This is a genomic window from Klebsiella sp. A-Nf5 (assembly GCF_002810545.1).
GTDB lineage: Bacteria > Pseudomonadota > Gammaproteobacteria > Enterobacterales > Enterobacteriaceae > Klebsiella > Klebsiella variicola.
In genome coordinates, this window is sequence record NZ_PIOG01000027.1 from 179,886 (window position 1) to 201,821 (window position 21,936).

Genomic DNA, 21,936 nt, shown 5'->3' on the forward strand with positions numbered 1-21,936 from the left:
GTGTATGACCCGCAGGAAAGCAGCGACGGCTACCGGGTGCTGGTCGACCGTCTCTGGCCGCGGGGGATGAAAAAAGAGGCGCTGGCCTGTGATGAATGGTGTAAGGCGTTAACGCCTTCCGCTGAGCTGCGAAAAGCCTTTCACGGCGAGGCGATCGATTTCGCCCACTTCAGTCAGCGCTATCGCCAGGAGCTCGACGCCCATCGTGAAACGGGCCTGCGGCTGGCGGCGCTGGCGCAGCGCCAGCCGTTGACGCTACTGTACGCAGCGAAGAACACCGAGCAGAATCATGCCCGGGTGCTGGCCGCCTGGCTGGCGGCCCTGCCGGTTACGATTTAGTCGGATGATCCCGGCGCCACAGCGCCCACTCGTCGAGGGTTTCGCCGCTGGGTAGTTTGCACTGGGTGCTGACGCCCTGCGGCGTTTGCACCGGCACCCGGGTACCGCCGGATTGCTGACAGTACACCGCCGCGGGATTGGCCATGCCGATGGTTTTCGTCGGCGCGGTGGACTGCGGCTGGGTACAGCCGGCTAATACCAGTGGCAGAATAGCCAGTAACTTTTTCATCGTTCCTCCCTTTCCTGAATGCCCGGGGATTTTAGCCTGAATCTCCACGTTTTCTCCATCTTGCCTGCACTTTTCCCCCGTAGAGTAGCCCCTGTTCTCGAACTGACCAGAGAACAGATCATTCCATAATCAATGAGTTTTTCCCCGTCGCCCCCGACGGGGCTTTTTTTCCTGCCGCGTGGACAAGTATTCCCCAAACAGATGTGATAAATTTAAAAATATCACTGTTTATTCGACGCTGATGTCCGTTTGCAGCCCATTATGCTGGGGTGACGTTTGGCGTGCTGGAGCTGTATTATTCATGTCAGATTTTATTCTTGCCCGGGTGTCGCAAACCCTCGCTGCGGAACAGTCCCTGGAAACCCTGGTGCGCCAGCTGCTGGAGATGCTTGAGGCGGTGACCCGAATGGAGTCCACCTATCTTACCCGCATCGATATCAACGCCCAGCGGCAGCAGGTGATGTTCGCCCATAACAGCAGCGAAATGCAGATCCCGGAAGGATTCTCCGTCCCCTGGGATGAATCCCTGTGCAAACGCGCCCTTGAGGATCAGTGCACGTTTAGCAACGACGTGGCCCATCGCTGGCACTCCTGCATCGCCGCCCAGGAGCTGGGGATCGCCACCTTTTTAAGCATTCCCGTCCGCCTGGCCGATGGCTCTCTGTTCGGTACCCTCTGCGCCACCAGCCGACAGAAGCAACCTTATAATCTCGAAGGTGAACAGGTGATGGGCCTGTTCGCGAAGCTCATTTCCCACTACGTGGAAAAAGACACCCTGGTGCAACAGCTGCAGGCGGCTAACGTCGCGCTGGAGCTGCACTCGTCGACCGATGAGCTCACCCAGCTTCCAAATCGCCGTGCGCTGTTTAAGCAGCTGGCGTTACACTTTGCCTCCGCCCGCGCCCAGCAGCAGCAAGTCTCGCTGATTTTTATCGATCTCGACGGTTTCAAAGCCATTAACGATCGGTTCGGTCATCCGTGCGGCGACAGCTTTCTGGTGCAGGTCGGCGAACGACTCACTGCCGTCGCGCGCCGTGAGGATATCGTTGGTCGCCTTGGCGGCGATGAGTTTTTGATCGTCGGTAGCGCCCAGGATCCCGCGGCGCAGCAAGCGTATGTCGCGATCCTGCGCCAGGCCCTGTGCGGTGTCTACTTCCTCGGCGAGCAGCGTATCGACTATGAGGGAGCCAGTTTCGGGGTGATCATCTGCGATCCGCAGAGTATCGATGTTGAAGCGGCCTTGCGCGCCGCCGATGAGGCGATGTACCAGGATAAGAAGTCCCGCCGTCAGGAGAATTTCATTCATATTGACTAAAGTACCGTGATATCCAGTATCATGCTGGGCATCATTCGTGGGTACAGGGACACTATCATGAAATTGGGTATTCTTTTCCCGGTGGCGATCTTTATCATCGCCGTCGTCTTTCTCGGCTGGTTTTTCGTCGGCGGCTATGCGGCGCCGGGTGGGGCATAATGAAAAAAAGCACCATTATCATGCTGGTTGTCGCCATCGTGGCGGTGGCTGGCAGCCAGTTCGGCTGGTGGTGATCGCGGCGGCGATATTGCGGAGTTATCCTATCCCATCAACAAGTTAACCCTTTACACTCACGTTATCCACCGCGGCATTCTCTGCCCCGGGGAAAGCAGAATAGCGGGAGAAGTAAGGGATGAAAAAACCGATCGTGTTACCGTTGATTATTGCGCTGTGCACGCTGTTATCGGGATGCATTATTGACGATGGGTACCACGCCCATCGCCATCACCACCATCATCACTATCATGACGATGATTAATCCTTCAGGCTGTTGATGGGCCGATAAGACAGGGCGAACCGCGGTTCGCCCGTTGACGCTTAATCCTGACGCTCATCGCCGAGGAAAATAAAGCCGAGAGGAATAGCGAAGAGCGCGGTAAAGACAATGCTGTAAACCGTCACCATCGCCCCCTGCAGGAAGAACATGGACGTCGTCCACTCCGAGTACGGCATATTATACTCGCTCACCACACCCCCGAAGGTCGCCCGCCCCACTACCGCCAGCGCGATAGCAAACACCGCCGCGAGCGACAGACAGTATTTTTTGCAGTTTTTATTGCTGAGGAGTTTTTGCAGAATCATCGGGGCTTCCTTTTTGCTGAGCGATAAACGGCTGTATATGTAACACCAATGCAATAAAAAATGAAGGGTTTTTGTTACAAGGCAGAATAAGAGACGGCGGGCCGGTCAGCGGGTAACCGGCCCGTGGGGATCAGGACTGCAGGGTAGCCAGGCGCGCGGCAAACCCAACGAAAACCAGACCAATCAGGCTGTTGCCCAGTTTTGCCAGCTTCTTGCGGGTTTTGACGTAGCGGGTGACAAACGAGCCGGAGAGGATCAAAAAGCTCATATAGCAGAAGCTAATCACCTCGAGGGTCAGCGCCAGAATAAAGAACGCCACGCCGGGCGCTTTGGCGTTAACATCGATAAACTGCACGAAAAACGACACATAGAACAGAATCGCTTTCGGATTGGTCAGACTCAGGGTCAGAGAGCGCTTGAGGATCGCGCTCGCCGGCTCCGCGCTGGCATCGGTCTGGCCATCGCGCTGGGTCAGCACCGCGTAGAGCATTTTGCCCCCCAGCCACAGCAGGTAGATCGCCCCGAGGTAGCGGACGACGTTAAACAGCACCGGCGTGGTCTTAATCAGCGTCGCCACGCCGGCAAAGGCCAGAAACATCAGCACCGCGTCGCCAATAAAGACGCCCGCCGCTGCCAGATAGCCTTTCTTCACGCCGTGGGCAATGCCCGTCTTCAGCACAAAAAACGTATTAGGACCAGGGACGAGGATGATAAACACCGCCCCGACCAGGTAGGTCAAATAATTCAGAACACCAAACTCAGCGAACACTCTGCACTCCTTCGCGCACGACTAAAACATGATCCGGCTCACGTTACCCCAACTGTCGGGATTTTGAAAGCGCAGCCTGTGCGGGAAGGTTAATAGACGGAAGGTTCACCCAGCGGGCGGGTTTTAAATCGACGGTGTACCCACAGATACTGCTCGGGGGCGCGCAAAATCTCGCGCTCGATGACCTTGTTGATATAGCCAGCGGCGATCTGCTTATCTTCACCCGGATAATCATTCATCACTTCGCTAATGTGCAGACTGTAGCCCTTACGACCCAGCTTGCGTACCATACTGATGCTCAGCATTTTCGCACCCGATAAACGGGACAGGACATAGGTGCCGTTGGTGGTCGCCGCCTGCGGGACAGAGAAAAACGGCGCAAACACGCTGCCCTTAGGACCGTAATCCTGGTCGGGAGCAAACCACACCGCTTCGCCTGATTTTAAGGCATGCACCAGACCGGTCAGGTTGTTGCGATCGATCATCGCTTTGTTCGAACGCAGGCGACCACGGGTTTGCACCCACTCCATCAGCGGGCTGTTGTGCGGACGATAAGTGGCCATCATTGGACGGCACAGTCCCATCGCGCGTCCGCCCAGCTCCAGCGACATAAAATGCACGCCGACCACCATCACCCCTTTGCCGCCGCTAAGCGCATGATTAAGATTGGCGAATCCTTCGACATCAAACCATTTCTTGACCCGCTCGTCGCTCCAGAACCAGGCCATGCCGGTTTCGATAAGCCCCATTCCCAGCGACATAAAGTTTTGATCGATCAGGGTCTCGCGCGCCGCCGGCGACATGTCCGGGAAGCAGAGCTCAATATTGCGCCGGGCGATATGTTCGCGGCGTTTGAGAAAGCGTCGGGAGAGCCGACCCGCGCTGGTGCCAATAAAATGCAGCAGCGGATAAGGCAGTTGCACGATTAACCAGAGGATGCCGAGCCCAAACCAGGTCAGCCAGTTGCGCGGGTGTAAAAGTTGTTTATTAAATACGCAGGCCATGATTTTTCCTGTAAACATTCATTATGTGGTAACGCTTAAGGAAAACAGAATCCATTTATCATCATTAGGCGGTACGTACAGCAACTTCGACAATACTAATCCGCTGAAATTCACTCCGGCAAGTAAAAAACAACTTGCTGACAAAAAAACATAATTGCGGCACATATGTTACCAAATGTAAACTTAAATCTTACCCCTCTCTTAATATATTCATCGTGCATATCATTTTCACGCTAATCATCAGCGTTACTATCAGAATAACCGAAACCCGCCGCGAGAACGCCTTGTCTGCCGGGGACTGAGCCCGCTCAGCCACGTGGCCCGCAGCCTGCCCGCCTCACCAGGATAGTCGGCTGTACCGCGAAAGAATTAAAGCGCTCCAGCTTCAGAGTGAAACATTTTTTATCCGTCGGCATAAGGAATATTAAAATCGCCTTAAGGGAATAATTAAGAATAGACTTATTTAAAGATGCTTTAAAAATAAGCGTCTTGCCAGTTGTTTGCACTTTAATACCGCCCTCACCCGCCGTAAAAAAAATATTTCTTTACGCCTTATATGCATAAAGCGCGGCATTTAGCGCGGACAGTGACCCGACATCGGGTCACTGTGGGGCAAATCGCAGCGAAGGCGTGAACGACGCCCTGGCCGCAGAGGATCAGTAAGTGTGGAAATATTGCTGGATCAGCTGCGGATCTTTCGTTTGCGTCAGCGCGGTCATCAACAGAATACGCGCTTTCGCTGGGTTGAGGGAGTCGGACACCAGCCCGGGCTGGCTGTCATCCGGCGGCACGACACCGCTGCCGGTACGGGAGGCGCGAACCACCACGATACCCGCCTGCTGCGCTTTTTTGATGCCCGCAGCGCTACGTACCGACACCGACCCCGCCCCGGTTCCGGCATAGATAATACCGTCGGCATGATGGGCGATCGCCGCATCGTACATATACTCCGGGTCGTCCTGGTAACCATAAATGATCACCACTTTCGGCAGGGTCTTCAGTTGGCGGACATCGAACACCGAGCGCAGGGTGTGAATTTTATCCACGCGCGTCTCGAACTGGGGTTTTCCGCCCACCACGACGCCAAGGTAGCCCTCCTCCGGCGCCCGGAAGGTATCCAGCGAAGTGGCATTGGTTTTGGTGACGAAGCGCGCCGCGCCGATGCGGTCGTTCAGCACCACCATTACCCCGCGTCCCCGGGCATCAGGATCGGCAGCGACCGTGACCGCTTCCAGCAGGTTCATCGGCCCGTCGGCGCTTATCGCCGTCGCCGGACGCATCGCCGCGCTAAAGACCACCGGCTTGTTGCTTTTCACCGTGAGATTGAGGAAATAAGGGGTTTCATCGAGGGTGTCCGTGCCGTGGGTGATCACCACGCCATCGACATCATCCCGGGCCAATAACGCATTCACCCGCTTCGAGAGTTCCAGAATAATGTCACTGGTCATATTCTCACTGCCGATATTCGCCACCTGCTCGCCTTCGACGTGGGCGATTTTACTCATTTCCGGTACGGCGTTAATCAGCGTCTGCACCCCAATCGCCCCGGCCTTATAACCCGTTGTCTGGGTATTGCTGGCAGCCGAACCGGCAATCGTCCCGCCGGTGGCTAAAATAACGATATGCGGTAGGCGCGTCTCGCTAAACGCCAGGCTGCTCATCGTCAGTAACGCAATGGTAAGTAATGCTCTAAAATTCATACAGGCCACTCCCTTCATAGACATTAATCAAACTAACGCTTGCTTAATGCAAAGGGCTTGCCAGAATTTATTTATTTTTTTGGGGGGAAATGGTTAACTATCAGACAATAATAAGGTTCTCGCATCAACATCGCCCAAATCTGGTGCACGGCTGGCTCTGAACCGGGCAGGCGCTATGAACCTGATACATTCTGGGTACTAACCTGTTCAGCAACAAATAACACAACACGCATTGCGATCAGATTATCGACACTTCCGTCACCCGCGAGGTCATTTTTGCCCGCCAGGTAACGCGTACGGAGAACAGAAATGCGTATTGCCCTGAAGTCAGCGCTGATGCTGACGACCAGAGTCATTCAGATCATTAACCCTGAACTGCACCGGCATATGCAACGAACGGCCTTAATCGCCCTAACGCTGGCGCAGAGGCTGGGGCTGCCTGCCGAGCGGCAACAGACCATCTTTTGCGCCGCGCTGCTGCATGATATCGGCGTGCTGGGAGATAAACGCACCATTCATTCGCTGGATGCCATCGATAACATCTACGATCCGCATCAGCGCCAGGGAGCGGCGATGCTGGAAGGGTTAGTAACCTTTCTGCCCATTGTCCCCTTCATTCGCGATCACCATTTTAGCCCGGACCACCGGGGTAGCCGCGAACAGCATATTGTCTACTTTGCCGATGCCTTTGAACGGCTGCTGCCTGCCGGGAGTCACGTGGCCGCCTGGCCCACGCGGGCAGTAGTGGAGCAGTTCGTGTCTTTGCACCGGGAAATCGATCCACCGCTGTGCGATATGCTGTGTGAGGTCGCTGAAAATGCGAACTTCTGGCAGCATCTTCATCCCGGCCATATTCAACGGCTGCTGGAGATCATTGCCCCTATCAACACGCTGTATCTGGATATTCATGGTCTGAAAGATGTCTGCCTGCTGATTGCCAAAATTGTCGACACCTACAGCAGCTTTACCGCCAGCCATAGCATCATGGTGGGGGAAATTGCCCGCCAGCTTGCCCGCTGGATGCCGCTGCCGGAGCCCACCTGCCAGCAAATTCAGATTGCCGGCTACCTGCATGATATTGGCAAGGTCTATATCCCGCTCTCCATCCTCGAAAAAGAGGGCGAGCTGGATGAGGACGAACTGAACCAGGTGCGCGAGCACAGCTATATGACCGGCGAGATCCTCAGCGACTATAGCGAACTTGGCGACATTATTAACTGGGCGTCGAATCACCATGAAAAACTGGACGGCAGCGGCTACCCTCTGCATCTCGAAAAAAATCATCTGACCCTCGCCGACCGTATTATCTCTATCGCCGATATTTTCACCGCGCTGACCGAAGATCGCCCTTATCGCAAAGGGATGGCCTGGCAGGAGGCCTTACAGATCATCGAAGCGGATGTTATAAATGGCGCTCTGGATAGCGATGTCTTTCTCGTTTTGCGCCACCATGCAGAAACGCTGCACGCCATCATTCTTCAGGCCCTCGAACACCCCCGCAGCGAGCACCGCCCCTGAAGCGGGCCCCGTCAAGGCGGGGGGCGAGTTCTATAATTAAAACAGCTTCATCTGCATGCAAGGAAATACAGGGTGAGAATCGCCACCATCACCAACTGGGCTTACGGGATCACCGTCGGCCTGACGCTGGCATCCGGCAGCGCCATGCTCATGGCCTCCAGCGCCGACCGCGTCGAACGCCAGGCGGTACAGCAGCGCCAGGTCTTTGATACCCTCTCCGACGAGGTGGAAAACGACGCCTGGGCGCAGTCTGACCTCGCCCGGCTGTACGTGGTTAAGCCTTCGCCGGAGACGCTTACGCAATATCAGCAGCTGCAGCAGGCCAACAAGAGCATTGAGCAGCGGCTGGCAAGGCTGAAAGATAACGGCGCCAGCCGCGAGGAGCTGGCGCTACTGCACGATGGCCTGCAGATCGCCGATGAGCTGCAGGATGAGCAGCAGGCGGCCCTGACGCATGTCGCCCGCGGCGATGCGCCAGCGGCCATCGCCGTGCTGTACGGCAAAGCGTATGAGACCGAACTGGAACGAATGCAGACGCAGATCGATCACTTCCGCCTGATGCTTGAGCATCGCGCCGCCGCCGCCATTGACCAGGCCACCGAGCGCTCGCGGACCTGGCGCACCCTGTCGGAAATCATGGTCGGCCTGACCGCCTTGATGTTTTTGTTTGTCCTCGGCTTCATTCTCAAACGCCGGGTACTGTATCCGGTGGTGCGCCTGAGCGATGTGGTGCAGCGTCTCGCCTCCCAGGATTATGCGGTGGAGACGCCGCAGTTCACCCAGGTGGATGAGATTGGCGATATGGCTCAGGCTATCCGCATTTTTCGCGAGAACGGTCTGGCCCGCCAGCAGCTGGAACAGCAACGCGACGCCGACTGGGCGATCCGTGAACTGCTGGCGCGTATGACCCAGCGTCTGCAGGGCTGTGAAACCATTGAGGATGTGATTAAGGTGGCGGAGCTGTTCGCGCCGAACATCGCCCCGACGATCCCCGGTAAACTGTATATTCTGGATACCGATCCGTGGCAGATGCGCTGCGTGGCGCAGTGGCTGTCGCCCGCCGAGGAGACGACGCCCTTTGCTCCCGACGACTGCTGGGCGATACGTCGGGGACTCAGCCATCCGCCGGTGCAGGGTGAGCCCGATATCACCTGCTATCATCTGCCGGAGGCGAACGCCGGCCAGTCGCTCTGCGTACCGCTCATCGCCCAGGGCGAAGCGATCGGTCTGCTGAGCTTTCAGAACGTCACCGCCAGTGACGCCCCTTCCCGGGCTTACCTGGAGCTGATGGCCGAAGCGCTGGGACTGGCGCTCGCCAATCAGCGTTTACGCAGCGCCCTGCTGGAAAAAGCGTTGTTCGATTCGCTGACCGGCCTGCGTAACCGCCATCATCTTGACGAAGCGCTGCACTCGCAGATGGCGCTGGCGGTCCATACCCACACCCCGCTGAGCTGCCTGATGATTGACATCGATCACTTCAAAGCCATCAATGACCGCTACGGCCATGAGGCCGGGGATCTGGTGATTAAGAGCGTCGCGACCATTGTGCAGCGCGCGGTGCGCGATATCGGCATGGCTTTCCGCTACGGCGGCGAGGAGTTTTTAGTGTTGCTCCCCGGCATTGACGAAGCCGAGGCACACCAGTGCGCCAGCGAGATCTACACCCAGGTGCACAATATGACGCTGCGCGATGGTCTGACCGAGATAGGCCAGGTGGATGTATCGATTGGCATCGCCAGCTACCCGCAGCACACCCAAAGCGACAGCCTGCTGCGCGCAGCGGACGCCGCGCTGTACCGGGCGAAAGAGCTGGGCCGCTCAAGAATTGTCAGCTTTGGTCGCCTGAAGACCGGCTAAACGGGATTATGGCTCAGCGGCATTGAGCAGCGAGATAACTTTCCGCACCACCGCCGAACGGATATGGCGGTGGTAAACCATGCTCAGCTCGCTCTCCGCCAGCCGGTCCTGGAGATCGATATACACCACGTTATCAAGGCGTAAGGCCCGCGCCGAGACCGGAACCAGCGCCACCCCCACCCCAGCGGAGACCAGGCTAATCATCGAGGTGACGTCGTTAATTCGCTGCACCACCTGCGGCGTAAAGCCCGCGACGCGACAGGCGTCAATAAACACCTGCTCCAGTCCGGTGCCCTGCGGATCGTCAAGCGAGATCCAGTTGTCAGTGCGCAGCGAGGCCAGATTGAGCGCCCCCACGCCTGCCAGCGGATGCTGTTGATAGAGCGCCAGACACAGTTTTTCCCGCACAAATGGCCTGACCACCAGCGCGTCCGGTGGTGAAGCCAGCGGCGCGCGGATGATAGCGATATCCAGACGCAGATCCAGCAGCGCTTCGTAGAGCATTTGCACATCACCCTGCACCAGCGACAGCTCAATCCCCGGCCAGTCGGTGCGCAGCTCGCGCAGGAGCCCCGGCAGTTTGCTGTCATACATCGCACTGGAGACATAGCCCAGATGCAATCTCCCCTGCTCGCCTCGCGCGGTGCGCTGGGCGTCCAGGACCGCCTGATCGGCCATCTCCAGCGCCAGCCGCGTCTTCTGCAAGAAGGCCTCGCCCGCGGCGGTAAGGGTCAAGCGCCGGTTAGCGCGAGAGAAGAGCACCACGCCCAGGCGCTGCTCGAGTTGTTTAATCTGCTGGCTGAGGGCGGGCTGGGCGATATGTAACCGCTCCGCCGCCCGATGCATATGTAATTCTTCAGCAACGACCACAAAATGGCGTAACGCGCGAAAAGACATGGCCGAACTCCGCGGAGTAAATTGATAATAAAAATATTATCAATAACGCATGAATGATGCAATTGATAACCATTAGCCTGCGAAGCATACTATCCGCATCGACACGCTAAGGAGAACATCATGACCGCACCGATTCAGGATCTGCGCGACGCTATCGCGCTGCTGCAACAGCATGACAATCAGTACCTCGAAACCGATCATCCGGTTGACCCTAACGCAGAGCTGGCCGGCGTCTATCGCCACATCGGCGCGGGCGGCACCGTGAAGCGCCCCACCCGCATCGGCCCGGCGATGATGTTTAACAATATTAAGGGCTATCCGCACTCGCGCATCCTGGTGGGCATGCACGCCAGCCGCCAGCGGGCCGCGCTGCTGCTGGGCTGCGAAGCCTCACAGCTGGCGCTGGAAGTAGGCAAAGCGGTGAAAAAACCCGTCGCGCCGGTGGTCGTTCCGGCCAGCAGCGCCCCCTGTCAGGAACAGGTCTTTCTGGCCGACGATCCGGATTTTGATTTGCGCACCCTGCTCCCGGCGCCCACCAACACCCCGATCGACGCCGGTCCCTTCTTCTGCCTGGGCCTGGCGCTGGCCAGCGATCCCGACGACGCCTCGCTCACCGACGTCACCATCCACCGCTTGTGCGTCCAGGGCCGGGATGAGCTGTCGATGTTTCTCGCCGCTGGCCGCCATATCGAAGTGTTTCGTCAGAAAGCCGAGGCCGCTGGCAAACCGCTGCCGATAACCATCAATATGGGTCTCGATCCGGCTATCTATATCGGCGCCTGCTTTGAAGCGCCGACCACCCCGTTTGGCTATAACGAACTGGGCGTCGCCGGCGCGCTGCGTCAGCGTCCGGTAGAGCTGGTACAGGGCGTCAGCGTCCCGGAGAAAGCCATCGCTCGCGCCGAGATCGTTATCGAAGGGGAACTGCTGCCGGGCGTACGCGTCAGAGAAGATCAGCACACCAACAGCGGCCACGCGATGCCGGAGTTTCCTGGCTACTGCGGCGGTGCCAATCCATCGCTGCCAGTCATTAAAGTCAAAGCGGTGACCATGCGAAACAATGCGATTCTGCAGACGCTGGTAGGGCCGGGCGAAGAGCATACCACCCTCGCCGGGCTGCCAACGGAAGCCAGTATCTGGAATGCCGTTGAAGCCGCTATCCCGGGCTTTTTACAAAATGTCTACGCCCACACCGCGGGCGGCGGCAAATTCCTCGGGATCCTGCAGGTGAAAAAACGCCAGCCCGCCGACGAAGGGCGTCAGGGGCAGGCCGCGCTGGTAGCGCTGGCGACCTATTCCGAGCTGAAAAATATCATTCTGGTCGATGAAGATGTCGATATCTTTGACAGCGACGATATCCTGTGGGCGATGACCACCCGCATGCAGGGGGATGTCAGCATCACGACGATCCCCGGCATCCGTGGTCACCAGCTGGATCCTTCCCAGACCCCGGCATACAGCCCGTCGATCCGCGGAGAGGGTATCAGTTGCAAGACGATTTTCGATTGCACGGTGCCGTGGGCGTTAAAATCACACTTCGAACGCGCACCGTTTGCCGATGTCGATCCGCGTCCGTTTGCGCCGGAGTATTTTGCCCGGCTGGAAAAAAACCACGGTCAGTAAAATCAGGTGATAGCCGCCGGAGCACGGCGGCATCTTCCGAGCCAGTATCACCTGCAGCGGGTGGCTGAGGCAGGGTTAGTTGATCGCAGCGGAGAGGTCTTTTTTCACCTGCTCACGCTGCTCGGGGGTCAGCACCTGGCTCACGTCGAAGTAGTATTTCACACGATAATACCGCACCTGCTGGTCCAGCTGGCCAAAGGCGGCCAGCTGCTGTTTGACCTTAGCGTCATCCCATTTTCCGGAGTGAATAACGTCTGCCAGGGCACCATCCTGATAGCCGCTGATTTTAATCTGGCTTACATTATTTTCGAATCCCTGACGCAGCGCCTGGATTTTGGCGACCTGCTCTTCACTCAGCTTCAGGTGCTGGACGACCGGATCCTGCGAGACAGACGGTACGTCGGCGGAGGTCGACGCCTGGCTGGCTGCCGTAAAGCAGGTGGTCAGCGCAATGGCGAGCAGGGTGTTACGCAAGCAAGTATTCACAGTGAATGATCCTTCAGAAAAGAAAATGAGAGGCGATTATCACTGCGCTAATAAAGACTATCTGTAACAAAGGGTTAATTTAAAACTGGATAAAAAAAGGATGGTAAGAAACAGAAATCAGATCCCGAGTCAGCAGCACAGAAAGATATATTCATCCTTCCAGTAACGGCCCTGTCCAATGATATCCCCGGCGGCGCTGATTAACTGTTTTTGCTTTTCGGTTTCAATACCCTCAACGATCACATGGCTGGTCAGGGTATGAATAGACTGCAACAGCCCGGGAAAAGCGGGGTCGTTTTCTTTATCCCAGAAGTAATCTTTATCCACTTTGACGCAATCGAAGCGGAAGCGCTCGAGCAGCGGGAAGGACGTCCGTCCGCGGCCAAAATCATCCAGCCAGACCGGGCAAAGCGCCGCCAGCGTGCTCAGCGCCGTCAGCTCACGTCCGGCGATAAACTCGTGAAAGTTCTCATTTATTTCCAGAGCAATGTGTTTACAGGAGCGCAGGAAATCACAGAGATAGCGATCCGTCAGAATAAAGTGGCTTAATAAATCATCAATGTTCAGCGATATCGGCTTATTATCGACCCGGGCGAAATCAAATACGGAAAGTAACTCGATTTGCCGAATAAATAGAGCAAGCTTGTCGCGTTCGGTGAGCGTGGAGAAAGAAAACGTCGACGCAGAGGTGGTATTTTGTGCAGGTGCTATAATATCTTTAGTGAGCAATTCCCACGAGTGGTAGCCGCCATCGTCGCTAATAGCGGGCTCCAGAACGAAGCGATAAGAGGTATTTTTCACGTTTTCTTCAACCATTTAAAAAATACCAAAAATAAGAAAGGGTTAAAGCATGTCATATATTTTCCGCCAACAAAAATAGTTTAAAGTGATCGATAATAATCATTCGATAGTTAAAAGCTATCAAGATATAATTTATTGATCGGTAAATTGAATTAATATAAATTAGCCACTGCTGTAACACCCTCTTAAATGTCAATTAAAATATCGTTTCAAACCAGCCAGTTACCAGAGCAATCTGCGTAAAGCATGGTCACTTCACGCGTTGTCCCGCCAGGTAAAAAAGTGAGGTGTAATAAAAATGAAAAATACAAGCCGCCAATTTTAGTCATATCATTATGCCGAATATGAATAACGCCGGTCTCTGCGGCGCCTCTTCGCCTGGCATGTCATGAATCCTCAATAAAAAAATGTGATCCCGTCGACAAAACGTCATACTTTCCCGCTACCCTGCAACGAGGAAGAGTGAAGTGGATGACAGGCAGTGAAAAAAATAAACGTGATTCCGCTGGGGCTGATGCTATTCATGCTCATCGCCAGCGCGTGGCTGGGACCTGCGCCGCGGCACACCGGCAGAATGCAGTGCGTTTGGTTTGACGGGGCAATGGTGAGCTGCCTGCAAAAGCAACGGCTGGGCGAAGGCTCACCGCATCATTCGCTGGTCAGACGATAAACCGGTACCCGTCGGAGGCTGTTGAACAGATTGTCGCTGACTTCCACCTCTTCGGTGACAATTCCCATGCCGGACCGGCGCAATTGCGCAATGTCCGCCGCCACCCGCTGACTGCCGAACCAGAATAGCGCATCAAGCGCGGTAACCGGCAAGCCGGCAAGTAGCGCATGGCGAAGTCGCTCCCGGGCCGGCTTTATCTCGCGGGCAATCTGCTGGTACGGGGCCGCCGTCGGTCCCTGCGGATCGACGCGACGGATACGGTTTGACAGGTGGTACTGGAAGGTCTCCGGAATCGCCTGTAAATCCTGCTTCAGACTGTAGACACAACCGTAACGTTTGCCGTTGAAAACGGCGGCTTTACGGTTGAGCTGCAGCGCCTCGCGCAAATCCGCGATCAGCTGTGGCGCGCGCACCAGCAGCAGGCGAAAAGGCAGTTCGAAGCTGGTGACATAGTCGACGTTCAATAGCGCAATGCGCAGACGCTCCTCAGCCCCAGCCTGCAGCTGACGACACTCCAGATAGACCTCACGCCACTGCGCTCTGAGCCGTGGCGACTCACCGGCTTCGGTAAACTGGTATTTTTCAATATCGTAATCAATTCTCCCGGCCACCGCGCATTCCTTTCTGAATCAGTCCGGCGTCATAATAACATCCTCTGGCGCAGTACCCTATGCCGAGCGCCCTCGCGCATCCCCTTCCCGGTTATTTACGATACAGATAACGGGTGATGACCACATCAAGGACATACAGCAGGAAAATAACGCTGCTTAACCACAATAAACCTGCGAATAAATCAAGTAATTGCATCGTTGCTCCCTCACTGTTAGCCATCGCCAAATGACGCCCTATCACCATAAAGTAGTTAAGTTCTGCCTTAACAGCCACCGAATAACATTATTTAGTGAAAAGAAACCCCGGCGCTATTGTACGTTCATTTCACTGTCATCAATTTGTCATCATAAAATGTCTATCATCAACCCGCGCCGCAGGGTTGCCCCGCGCCTCATGGCATCCAGGAGAAACGCGCGGCCACAGGTTTAACAACATGGAATAATATCGCCCCACCGTATCCTTAATGACATTGCATCATCTTATATCAGGCGCTACTGTCATCCTGCTGAATAATCCGGAAAACGCTTTAAACAATAAACGCCCTGCTGATTGGTTTACCATGGAGAAATAAGATGCCCAGCGAAAAAGCCCGCAGTCTTGACCATTTCTATGAATTACTGGCGACAGGACAACACCCGAAAATCGAACTCGATTTTGATGTCGACGCGGACGATTTTTTTAAAATCGCCACCGAGTTTGGCGATATTGGCGCGAAGATCACCCGGGTCAACGAGCGATTTATTATTAAGATCAAGCCGCCGAAAGCGTAAGCGCCCCCCTGCCACCTTGTTGGGCGTCACGCCAGCCGTCGCGGCCCGACAAGGTTTTCTTAACGAGCCGCGGTCTGACGTTCGGCAAAATAGTGCGCCGGTGTCGCCCCCATCGTTTTTTTGAACATGGTAATAAAGGCATTTACCGATTCATACCCCAGCTTAGTCGCCACGTTTTGTACCGAAACGCCGCTGGCCAGCTCCTGCAGGGCAATAATCAAATGCAGCTGCTGACGCCAGCGCCCGAAGGTGAGGCCAGTCTCCCGCAGCATCACCCGTGCCAGCGAGCGCTCACCCAGCGCCAGACGCTTCGCCCACACCGACAGGGTACTGCGATCGTCAGGATGGCTGACCAGCCGGTCGGCCATCGCACGAATTTTGGGATGTGCTGAGACGGGCAGATTCAGGCGCTGCGCCGGCATGGTCGCCAGTTCGTCAAGGGTCACCCGGGTGAGTCTCCCGGCATGGCTATCCGCCACATAATCCGCCCCCTCACGAGTGAGTCGCTCCACCAGCTCGTGGATCAGGGGAGAGAGCGCCAGGGTGCAGCAGCTGCCAGGCAGCGCGGCAGCGCCGGGTTCAATAAACAGATAATTGAGGCGCGCGTTCCAGGTGGCGGACACACTGTGCGGAATACCGCCCGGGATCCATACCGCGCAGCGAGGCGGCACAATCCACAGGTTATTTTCCGCCCGACAGCTCACCGCACCATACAGCACAATAATCAACTGCCCTTTGCGATGGGTATGCACCGGCACTTCCGCTTCATACTCGACAAAATCAAGATGACAGGCGACGGCCGGACAGGACGCGGCGTCCGGATCGTATAGCGTATTGGCAAAAGGTGATGGCATACGATTGGCCAGATTCAGGTATTTTTTGACAGAATAGAGTATTTCGCCGCAAGCGCAAGCCAGCAATAATCCGCGGCATGAACATTAACCGCTTTCGCCAGGCCTCCTGGCTGCGTGCCGCAGGCGCCGTCGCGCGCCCTTTCATGCCGCAATCGACTTCAGCCGTCCTGCGCAGTGATGCCCAGGCGGTACTCTTTTCCGCAAAGAGTTTCGCCGCGGCGATGCTGGCGTACTATCTTGCGCTATCCATCGGTCTGCAAAGGCCTTCGTGGGCCATCATCACTGTCTATATTGTGTCGCAGACCTCGGTGGGCGCATCGCTAAGCCGCAGCGTCTATCGCCTGGTCGGGACCCTCGTCGGCGCGGCGGCCACCGTCTTCATCGTGCCCACCTTCGTTAACCAGCCGATCCTGTGTAGCGCCATGCTGGCCCTGTGGATCGCGGGTTGCCTGTGTCTGTCGCTGCTTGAGCGCACGCCGCGCGGATACGCTTTTTTGCTGGCGGGTTACACCGCGAGCCTGATTGGCTTTCCCGCCGTCTCCGCGCCCGGGACGATCTTTGACCTCGCGGTCACTCGGGTGGAAGAGATCGCCATCGGTATCTTGTGCGCCGGATTGATTCACCGCTTCGTGCTGCCGGTGCGCATCGCCGGGCGGTTTAACAGCACGCTGGCACAGACGCTGGCAACCGCCCGGCAGCGGATCGCCGATACGCTGGCCGGTAAGCCGGTGGCGGCGGAAACGCTGCGGCTGGCACTGAGCCTGCAGTTTCTGCAGGGCATCAACCACCATCTTCCCTGGGATGACGACCTCTCGGTTCCCCACCGCCAGGCCAGAAAAGCGATCCACGACCGGCTGGCACGACTGTTGATCGTTAATGGCGAATTGCACGACCGTTTACAGAGAGCCGGAAAGCGGCCAGCTGACCTGCAGATGCTGCTGGCGGAAGCAGAGAGCTGGCTGAGAGGCCAGGAAGCCAACAGAACGGCGCTCTCCGCCGACGAGCTACTCTCCCGCTGCGAGCCGCTCATCAACCGGTACGCTCCTGCGCAGACGCTGAACGAGGCGCTGCGCGTTAGCCTGGTGCGCCACCTGGCGGAAGCCATCCGTCTCCTGCAGCAGATCGAACGGCTGGCGAAGGCGATTTATCACCGGCGCTCGCCAGCCCTTCCCCCTGACGCCCGCTCGGCAAAGGGCTATGTTTTCCATCGCGATCCGCTCAGCGCCCTGCGGACCGCCTTCGGTGCCTTCGTCATCATCCTCAGCGGCTGCCTTATCTGGATAGGCTCTGCCTGGCCCGATGGCGGCACCGCGGTCTCGATCCTCGGGGTCTGCTGTAGCCTGTTCGCCAGCTTCGATGCACCGGCGGCGCATCTGGTGAAATACCTGATCGGCTGCGTGTGGGGCGTGCTGTTCAGCCTGCTGTATAGTTTCGCCCTGCTGCCGCAGGTGAGCGAATTTGCCCTGCTGGCGGCGATGCTCGCCCCGGTCTATCTGCTGGCCGGTTCGCTGCAGGCGCGACCGCCCACCACCTTTATGGCGATGGGCATCACCCTGACGCTGCCGATAATGTGCGAACTGGGCCCCAGCTACCAGGGGGATTTCGCGACGGCGATGAATACCTCTATCGCGCTGTTTGTCGCCATCGGCTATGCCGCGTTTGGTATGCGCCTGCTGCAAACCGTGCAGGCCGATGCCGCTGTCCATCGTCTGCTGACGCTGTGCCGTCGCGATATCCGCCGCGCCGCGCGGGGCCGACTGGCGCACAATGCCCACCGCTGGACCAATCTGATGATCGACCGGACCGCTTTACTGCTGCCGCGGCTACCGCAGAGCGGGCCGGCCGCAGGTCAACTGCTGGACAAGATGCTGCACGATATTCGTACCGGCCTGGCGGTGATCCACCTGCGCCGTAGCTATCAGCCGATGGATCGAGAAGCGGCTACCGCTGTGCAGACGCTGCTTGACGCCCTTAAGCAGGAGCCTGATATAGGGGCCCTCGCGCAGCCTGTTGACGCGCTGTTGGCCCACGGTTTACCGGCTGATGCCGCCTCACATGAGCGCGCGGAAGCGCTCATTTCCCTGTATTGCGCCTTACACCGGCCTGAGGAGAGCCAAAGCCATGCGTGATCTCGCGATGGGCGGGGTATTTTTCCCCGGCCTGCTGGTTGTCGGCCTTATCGCCCTGCTCGCGACGCTGCTGTTGCAACCGCTTATTTTCTCCACCCGGGGACTGGGCCGCTTGCCCTGCCGCCCGCTGTGGGGGCTTTCCCTCTATATCGCACTCTTTTTCCTGCTCCTGCAGGAGGTTAACACGCTGGGGTTTGCCGTATGACAGTTTATCTCACTCTTCTGGGCCGCTACGCCCTGACCTTAGGCGCCGTTGCCGCCGCCGCGCTACTGGCTTTCATTCTCTGGAAACAGGAGGCGCAAACGCCCTGGACCCGCGATGGTCGGATGCGGGCCGACGTGGTGCAGATCGCCCCCGATGTCTCGGGGCCGGTGGCCAGCGTGGCGGTGAAAGACAACCAGTGGGTCAATCGGGGAGATGTGCTCTATTCCATCGATCCGCGCTGGCTGAAGCTGGCGGTCAGTAGCGCCCAGGCGGAGGTGGAAGCCCGACGCCAGGAGATGGCGATGCGCCAGGATGCCGCCAGACGACGGGCGCAGATCCAGGGCGTCATCTCCAGCGAAGATCTGAAACAGACCACCAGCGCGGCCAGCGTCGCGGCCGCTAACTACCAGGGCGCGCTGGCGGCACTGGCGCTGGCGCAACTGAATTTAGCGCATGCCACCGTGCGGACACCGGTGGCCGGGTACGTCACCCATCTGCGGCTACGCCCGGGCGACTATGCCACCGCTGGGGTGACGAAAGTGGCCATTATCGATGGCCAGAGTTTCTGGGTGGTGGGGTATTTTGAAGAGACCCGCCTGCGCCACATCCACGTTGGCGATACCGCACACATCACGCTGATGGGGTATGATCCGGTCATTACCGGCCATGTGGAGAGTATCGGACACGGGATCGGCGATACCAATGATGAGACCGGCGCCCTGGGCCTGCCGCAGGTCGAGCCGACCTTCAGCTGGGTGCGGCTGGCGCAGCGTGTGCCAGTGCGCATCCATATCGATACCCTGCCCGAGGGGGTGGAACGGGTCGCCGGTTTGTCCGCGACTGTCTCGGTCATTCCCGCGCGGTTGGCGCGACGCGCCGGCAAATCCTCACCTGCCGGCGCGAATCAGGCTCAGTGATAGCCCTCGCTGCCGGAGACTTTGCCGCGAAAGACGTAATAGCTCCAGGCGGTATACATCAGGATCACCGGGATAATGAGCAGCGCCCCCGGCAGCATAAATACCTGGCTGGAGGGCGGCGCGGCAGCATCCCACAGGGAGATATTCGGTGGGATAATGTTCGGCCAGACGCTGATCCCCAACCCGCTGAAGCCGAGGAAAATCAGGCCCAGCGTCAGGATAAAGGGACGAGCGTGGCTGGCGGGACGCGCGCTCAGGCGCCAGATCCACAGGCTCAGCGCCAACACCAGAATCGGTACCGGCACGAACCAGAAGAAATTGGGCAGCGTAAACCAGCGCTCCGCCACGTAGCGCCAGCCCAACGGCGTCCAGACGCTGACCACCGCGATCACCACCATCAGCGCCAGCAGCACCTTGCGGGTCAGCGCGCGCATCCGCTGCTGCAGCGCGCCTTCGCTTTTCATGATCAGCCACGTGGTGCCGAGCAGCAGATAGGCCACCACCAGCCCCAGACCGCAGAACAGGTTAAAGGGGGTAAGCCAGTCCAGCGTCGAACCGGCGAAGCGGCGGTCAGCCACCGCAAAGCCATTGATAAACGCGCCGACGACAATCCCCTGGCTGAAGGTCGCCAGCAGCGAGCCGCCGGCGAAGGCAGAGTCCCAGAAGGTGCGATGCGAGGGAACCGCTTTAAAACGAAATTCAAACGCCACGCCGCGAAAAATCAGGCCGATGAGCATCGCCGTCAGCGGGATGACCAGCGCATCGGTGATCACCGCATAGGCCAGCGGAAAGGCGCCGAACAGCCCTGCCCCGCCGAGTACCAGCCAGGTTTCATTTCCATCCCAGACGGGCGCTACGCTGTTGACCATCACGTCGCGCTCTTCGCCATCATGCACCACGCTGAACAGCATCCCAATACCTAAATCGAAACCATCCATCACGATATACATCAGCGTGGCGAAGACGATGATGACAAACCAAATCACCGAGATATCGATGCTCATGATGCGTTCTCCTCATCCCGCACCGGCTCTGCCGCCGAGAGCGGACGCGCCGGGGTGCCGGCGGTTTGCGAGGTCAGCTCCGTCACCGGCTGCGGCCCTTTTTTGATAAGCCGGAAAATGTAGTAATACCCCACGCCAAACACCGCGCAGTAGACCACGATAAACACCAGCAGGCTGATGGCCATCTGCAGCGTGCTGTGCAACGACACCGCATCCCGGGTGCGCAGCAAGCCGTAAATCACCCACGGCTGGCGGCCCATCTCGGTGGTCACCCACCCGGCGACCAGGGCAATAAGGCCAGCAGGCCCCATGCAGAGCGCAAACCACTGAAAGGGACGCGAGTGATACAGTCGCCGCCGATAGCGCAGCCAGGCGCTGCAGATCCCTAAGGCGATCATCAACATTCCCATCCCAACCATGATGCGAAACGACCAGAAAACGGCGGGCGAATAGGGTCGGTCCTCTTTCGGGAAGTCTTTCAGGGCCGGCACCTGCTTATGCAGACTGTGGGTGAGGATCAGGCTGCCGAGAGCGGGGATCTCGAGACCATAGCGGGTGCGCTCCTGTTCCATATCCGGCAGACCAAACAGCAGAAGCGGCGTGGCCTCGCCGGGTCGGTTTTCCCAGTGCCCCTCAATGGCGGCGATCTTCGCTGGCTGATGCTCAAGGGTGTTAAGACCATGCATATCCCCCACCACCGCCTGGATTGGCGCCACCAGCAGCGCCATCCACATCGCCATCGACAGCATTTTGCGGATGGCCGGCGAGTCGTTGCCACGCAGAAGATGCCACGCGGCAGAGGCCCCGACGAACATGGCGCTGCTGAGAAACGCGGCTATCGCCATATGAAACAAACGATACGGGAACGAGGGGTTAAAGATAATCGCCAGCCAGTCTTGCGGAATGAGATGGCCATTTTCGATGGTAAAACCCTGCGGCGTCTGCATCCAGCTGTTGGAGGCGAGGATCCAGAAAGTGGAGACCAGGGTGCCAAGCGCCACCATGCAGGTGGTAAAAAAATGCAGCGCCGGCGGCACTTTATTCCAGCCAAACAGCATCACCCCGAGGAATCCCGCTTCGAGGAAAAAGGCGGTCAGCACTTCGTACAGCAGCAGCGGGCCGGTAATGCTGCCGGCAAACTGGGAGAATCCGCTCCAGTTGGTGCCGAACTGATAGGACATGACTAATCCGGAAACCACGCCCATCCCAAAATTGACGGCAAAAATTTTCAGCCAGAAATTGTAGAGTGAACGCCAGACATTATCCCGGGTTCGCAGCCACATCCCCTCAAGCACCACCAGGTAGCTGGCAAGGCCGATAGTGATAGCCGGAAACAGGATATGGAAGGAAACGGTAAAGGCAAATTGCAGTCGGGCCAGATGAAACGCGTCAAATTCAAACATAATCCGCACCCATCATTGTGAATCGCCCCGGCG

The 21,936-nt window shown here is 57.6% G+C and carries 25 protein-coding genes; 13 read left to right on the forward strand and 12 right to left on the reverse strand.

What is annotated here, in order from left to right:
- A complete protein-coding gene (locus CWM53_RS03240; RefSeq protein ID WP_165785011.1) occupies window positions 1-339 on the forward strand; it encodes a DUF488 domain-containing protein in 339 nt (112 codons plus the stop codon).
- On the opposite strand, the gene CWM53_RS03245 is transcribed toward CWM53_RS03240, so the two are convergent.
- Entirely contained in the window at window positions 329-568 is a 240-nt protein-coding gene (locus CWM53_RS03245) for a DUF333 domain-containing protein (protein WP_074386263.1), read from the reverse strand. The two genes, CWM53_RS03240 and CWM53_RS03245, sit on opposite strands and share 11 nt — an antisense overlap.
- Before the next feature lie 301 nt (window positions 569-869).
- Between CWM53_RS03245 and CWM53_RS03250 the strand changes: the two genes are divergently transcribed.
- From CWM53_RS03250 to CWM53_RS03265, 4 genes are all read left to right on the forward strand, one after another.
- Window positions 870-1,883, forward strand: coding sequence for a sensor domain-containing diguanylate cyclase (locus CWM53_RS03250; protein ID WP_100729945.1), 1,014 nt, complete (start codon window positions 870-872; stop codon window positions 1,881-1,883).
- A gap of 57 nt (window positions 1,884-1,940) precedes the next feature.
- Window positions 1,941-2,042 (forward strand): YoaK family small membrane protein, encoded by a 102-nt coding sequence (locus tag CWM53_RS03255; protein ID WP_004150782.1) that lies wholly within the window; start codon window positions 1,941-1,943, stop codon window positions 2,040-2,042.
- The gene (gene yoaJ / locus CWM53_RS32265) at window positions 2,042-2,116 is read left to right on the forward strand and encodes a protein YoaJ (RefSeq protein WP_004892898.1); all 75 of its coding nucleotides are present in this window, start codon (window positions 2,042-2,044) and stop codon (window positions 2,114-2,116) included. Before CWM53_RS03255 ends, yoaJ begins: the two co-directional genes overlap by 1 nt.
- 119 nt (window positions 2,117-2,235) lie before the next feature.
- Window positions 2,236-2,361: a hypothetical protein gene (locus CWM53_RS03265; protein WP_012542130.1), complete on the forward strand. Its 126-nt coding sequence runs from the start codon at window positions 2,236-2,238 to the stop codon at window positions 2,359-2,361.
- Window positions 2,362-2,420: 59 nt separating this feature from the next.
- Here the strand turns inward: CWM53_RS03265 and CWM53_RS03270 are convergent, their stop codons facing one another.
- The 4 genes from CWM53_RS03270 to fraE all read right to left on the reverse strand — a co-directional run bounded on the left by CWM53_RS03270 (window position 2,421) and on the right by fraE (window position 6,157).
- Window positions 2,421-2,684 (reverse strand): DUF2534 family protein, encoded by a 264-nt coding sequence (locus tag CWM53_RS03270; RefSeq protein ID WP_004203731.1) that lies wholly within the window; start codon window positions 2,682-2,684, stop codon window positions 2,421-2,423.
- Window positions 2,685-2,814: 130 nt separating this feature from the next.
- Window positions 2,815-3,453, reverse strand: coding sequence for a leucine efflux protein LeuE (gene leuE, locus CWM53_RS03275; RefSeq protein WP_061155011.1), 639 nt, complete (start codon window positions 3,451-3,453; stop codon window positions 2,815-2,817).
- An 89-nt stretch (window positions 3,454-3,542) separates the two neighbouring features.
- Complete coding sequence (lpxP, locus tag CWM53_RS03280; RefSeq protein ID WP_061155012.1) at window positions 3,543-4,457, reverse strand: kdo(2)-lipid IV(A) palmitoleoyltransferase; 915 nt, start codon at window positions 4,455-4,457, stop codon at window positions 3,543-3,545.
- A gap of 656 nt (window positions 4,458-5,113) precedes the next feature.
- Window positions 5,114-6,157: a fructose-asparagine asparaginase gene (gene fraE / locus CWM53_RS03285; protein ID WP_074386265.1), complete on the reverse strand. Its 1,044-nt coding sequence runs from the start codon at window positions 6,155-6,157 to the stop codon at window positions 5,114-5,116.
- 309 nt (window positions 6,158-6,466) lie between these two features.
- On the opposite strand from fraE, the gene CWM53_RS03290 reads away from it, so the two are divergent.
- Window positions 6,467-7,675, forward strand: coding sequence for an HD domain-containing phosphohydrolase (locus CWM53_RS03290; RefSeq protein ID WP_074386266.1), 1,209 nt, complete (start codon window positions 6,467-6,469; stop codon window positions 7,673-7,675).
- 72 nt (window positions 7,676-7,747) lie between these two features.
- The gene (locus CWM53_RS03295; protein ID WP_100729947.1) at window positions 7,748-9,532 is read left to right on the forward strand and encodes a sensor domain-containing diguanylate cyclase; all 1,785 of its coding nucleotides are present in this window, start codon (window positions 7,748-7,750) and stop codon (window positions 9,530-9,532) included.
- A 6-nt stretch (window positions 9,533-9,538) separates the two neighbouring features.
- On the opposite strand, the gene CWM53_RS03300 is transcribed toward CWM53_RS03295, so the two are convergent.
- Complete coding sequence (locus tag CWM53_RS03300) at window positions 9,539-10,429, reverse strand: LysR substrate-binding domain-containing protein (protein ID WP_074386268.1); 891 nt, start codon at window positions 10,427-10,429, stop codon at window positions 9,539-9,541.
- Between the two features lie 120 nt (window positions 10,430-10,549).
- On the opposite strand from CWM53_RS03300, the gene CWM53_RS03305 reads away from it, so the two are divergent.
- Window positions 10,550-12,052, forward strand: a complete 1,503-nt coding sequence (locus CWM53_RS03305) for a UbiD family decarboxylase (protein WP_016160696.1) — start codon at window positions 10,550-10,552, stop codon at window positions 12,050-12,052.
- Between the two features lie 75 nt (window positions 12,053-12,127).
- Here the strand turns inward: CWM53_RS03305 and CWM53_RS03310 are convergent, their stop codons facing one another.
- Both CWM53_RS03310 and CWM53_RS03315 read right to left on the reverse strand, forming a co-directional pair.
- Window positions 12,128-12,538 (reverse strand): Spy/CpxP family protein refolding chaperone, encoded by a 411-nt coding sequence (locus CWM53_RS03310; RefSeq protein WP_074386270.1) that lies wholly within the window; start codon window positions 12,536-12,538, stop codon window positions 12,128-12,130.
- A gap of 129 nt (window positions 12,539-12,667) precedes the next feature.
- Window positions 12,668-13,354 carry an EAL domain-containing protein gene (locus CWM53_RS03315; protein WP_061155017.1) on the reverse strand — a complete coding sequence of 229 codons (687 nt, stop codon included), beginning with the start codon at window positions 13,352-13,354 and terminating at the stop codon, window positions 12,668-12,670.
- A 466-nt stretch (window positions 13,355-13,820) separates the two neighbouring features.
- On the opposite strand from CWM53_RS03315, the gene CWM53_RS30365 reads away from it, so the two are divergent.
- Window positions 13,821-14,009 carry a hypothetical protein gene (locus CWM53_RS30365; protein ID WP_133122269.1) on the forward strand — a complete coding sequence of 63 codons (189 nt, stop codon included), beginning with the start codon at window positions 13,821-13,823 and terminating at the stop codon, window positions 14,007-14,009.
- Here CWM53_RS30365 and CWM53_RS03320 read toward each other — a convergent pair.
- On the reverse strand, window positions 13,988-14,620 hold the full coding sequence (locus tag CWM53_RS03320; protein WP_074386271.1) for a DNA-binding protein: 633 nt from the start codon (window positions 14,618-14,620) through the stop codon (window positions 13,988-13,990). The genes CWM53_RS30365 and CWM53_RS03320 overlap by 22 nt on opposite strands.
- 573 nt (window positions 14,621-15,193) lie before the next feature.
- On the opposite strand from CWM53_RS03320, the gene CWM53_RS03325 reads away from it, so the two are divergent.
- Window positions 15,194-15,391 (forward strand): hypothetical protein, encoded by a 198-nt coding sequence (locus tag CWM53_RS03325; protein WP_032754041.1) that lies wholly within the window; start codon window positions 15,194-15,196, stop codon window positions 15,389-15,391.
- 59 nt (window positions 15,392-15,450) lie between these two features.
- Here the strand turns inward: CWM53_RS03325 and CWM53_RS03330 are convergent, their stop codons facing one another.
- The gene (locus CWM53_RS03330; RefSeq protein WP_100729964.1) at window positions 15,451-16,245 is read right to left on the reverse strand and encodes an AraC family transcriptional regulator; all 795 of its coding nucleotides are present in this window, start codon (window positions 16,243-16,245) and stop codon (window positions 15,451-15,453) included.
- A 77-nt stretch (window positions 16,246-16,322) separates the two neighbouring features.
- Here CWM53_RS03330 and CWM53_RS03335 point away from each other — a divergent pair, with 77 nt between their 5' ends.
- The 3 genes from CWM53_RS03335 to CWM53_RS03345 are packed head-to-tail and all read left to right on the forward strand — an operon-like array spanning window position 16,323 to window position 19,496.
- Window positions 16,323-18,374 (forward strand): FUSC family protein, encoded by a 2,052-nt coding sequence (locus CWM53_RS03335; protein WP_100729948.1) that lies wholly within the window; start codon window positions 16,323-16,325, stop codon window positions 18,372-18,374.
- A complete protein-coding gene (locus tag CWM53_RS03340; protein ID WP_074386273.1) occupies window positions 18,367-18,579 on the forward strand; it encodes a DUF1656 domain-containing protein in 213 nt (70 codons plus the stop codon). Before CWM53_RS03335 ends, CWM53_RS03340 begins: the two co-directional genes overlap by 8 nt.
- Complete coding sequence (locus CWM53_RS03345) at window positions 18,576-19,496, forward strand: HlyD family secretion protein (protein ID WP_074386274.1); 921 nt, start codon at window positions 18,576-18,578, stop codon at window positions 19,494-19,496. Before CWM53_RS03340 ends, CWM53_RS03345 begins: the two co-directional genes overlap by 4 nt.
- Here CWM53_RS03345 and cydB read toward each other — a convergent pair.
- Both cydB and CWM53_RS03355 read right to left on the reverse strand, forming a co-directional pair.
- Window positions 19,490-20,500, reverse strand: coding sequence for a cytochrome d ubiquinol oxidase subunit II (gene cydB / locus CWM53_RS03350; RefSeq protein ID WP_074386275.1), 1,011 nt, complete (start codon window positions 20,498-20,500; stop codon window positions 19,490-19,492). The two genes, CWM53_RS03345 and cydB, sit on opposite strands and share 7 nt — an antisense overlap.
- Entirely contained in the window at window positions 20,497-21,903 is a 1,407-nt protein-coding gene (locus CWM53_RS03355) for a cytochrome ubiquinol oxidase subunit I (RefSeq protein WP_061155025.1), read from the reverse strand. The genes cydB and CWM53_RS03355 overlap by 4 nt, the downstream gene beginning before the upstream one ends.
- Window positions 21,904-21,936: the final 33 nt, after the last annotated feature.